Consider the following 1,573-nt stretch of genomic DNA (forward strand, 5'->3'; position numbering starts at 1 on the left):
CGGTTGAATCCGCCGCTTCACACCGCCAGCTCATAAGCGGGTCCCTCGCGCAGTCGCGGTAGTGGTGCATCTGGAATCTGTGTTCTCGCACATTCCGGTCTTGTGACACAGCCGTCATACTTCCCGTCTTGCGCTCCGCGCTCGCCGGAACGGTCTGCTTAAAACCAGTGGGTTTGTCTTGCGTCGTCAGGGCCGTTGGCTTCGCCTCGGCGAAATGCCGTAAGCCCTGTCAGGGTAGCCGTCGCGCCGCCACGAAGCTCAGTCAATTTCCGTCTCAGAGTCGCGAAGCTTCGTCACGCCCGTCGTGGCGCCGCGCAGTTCGGTCAATTTGTCGTCCAGGTTTGGAGACGCTCCGGCAATGTCGCGCCGAAGCGCCACGAAGCTTCGTCAATGTGCCGTCGCAGTTGACCGCGCGATCGTTCTGAAGCGGGTCTGTCTGTTCCCCATCATCCGCGTTGCGCCAGTGCGTTCGCGCCTTTCTGATGCCGTCTGCGTGGCCTTCGACAGAAGGTCCGCTGCGTGCCGCGCTGTGATTCGGCTTTGAGGAATTCCCTTCGCGTCCAGCGCGATGACCTGATACAGATCGCGGTCGATTTCGACTTCGCGCCGGTAATCCTCGCTGGTGTCGACTAGCAGTTCCAGCAACTTCCGCTGGCCGTGTCTTTCTTCCTGTGTCACTGACGGACTCCTAACGATTGCAGCCGCGAGTTTGATCAGTTTGTCCAGTTGGTTTAATTGCCGCTCAGCTAGTCCGGAAGCGGACAGGGCAAGTTTTTCGTATTGAAGTGCGTCAACAGGTGGGCGCGACGTGGTTCGTGAATGCTTGGCGGATTTACTCATGGTGCGATCTCCGGTTGTTGACTTGGATCGCCCGATACGCATTTGGAAGTTGGGTGAGCGGGCACACTGACAGGGTTAACAGACCGGAGCGCAGTACCAAAAACCGGCGAGCCGCGAGGCTCCCCCGCCAGGGCCCGCCCATTGGAAAAAGACGTGCAAAGGCAGCCGCACAGTTGATTGAACAATCGTACGGGGTACTACGCTTATAGGCTGTTAAACCTGTCTGTCGTGGAATACACGACAAGAGGAGTTTAAAGCGTGCTCTTCCACGGGTGATCAACTGTACAAGCTAAAAGGTGCGCACCGCACTCAAATCCGAAATTTCCTGGAGGCCGGTTCGTGATCCCAGTGACCACGCTGAGCAATTCCGTAGAAAGATGCGGCGCTAGCTATCCCTCAGATAGTCGTGTCGCGCGGCAGCGACACCCCGCAAACCCGTCGGCTATTTCATTGCCGCCAATGACTCTTGATGACCGGCACTCTGGCGTCACGCCGAGGCGAAGCCGGTGATGCCACCGCGCATAGACAAATCCATTGTTTCGAAGCAGACCGTTCCGGCGAGCGCGGAGCGCGAGGCGGGAAGTATGACGGCTGTGTCGCAAGCGCGGAATGTGCGAGGGCACAGATTCCAGATGCACCACTGCCCCCTCCAAGCCAGGGGACCCGCTTATGAGCTGGCGGTGTGAAGCGGCTTTCTTTGCCTACTTTCTTTGCCGCGGCAAAGAAAGTAGGT

The 1,573-nt window shown here is 58.5% G+C and carries 1 protein-coding gene; it reads right to left on the reverse strand.

Annotation, left to right across the window (positions count from 1 at the left end; all coding sequences use genetic code 11):
* Window positions 1-387: 387 nt before the first annotated feature.
* Window positions 388-840 carry a hypothetical protein gene (locus PQR42_RS45385; protein WP_408393911.1) on the reverse strand — a complete coding sequence of 151 codons (453 nt, stop codon included), beginning with the start codon at window positions 838-840 and terminating at the stop codon, window positions 388-390.
* Window positions 841-1,573: the final 733 nt, after the last annotated feature.

Origin of the sequence: Paraburkholderia sediminicola (genome assembly GCF_046027355.1) — a bacterium.
GTDB classification, from domain to species: Bacteria; Pseudomonadota; Gammaproteobacteria; order Burkholderiales; family Burkholderiaceae; genus Paraburkholderia; species Paraburkholderia sediminicola_B.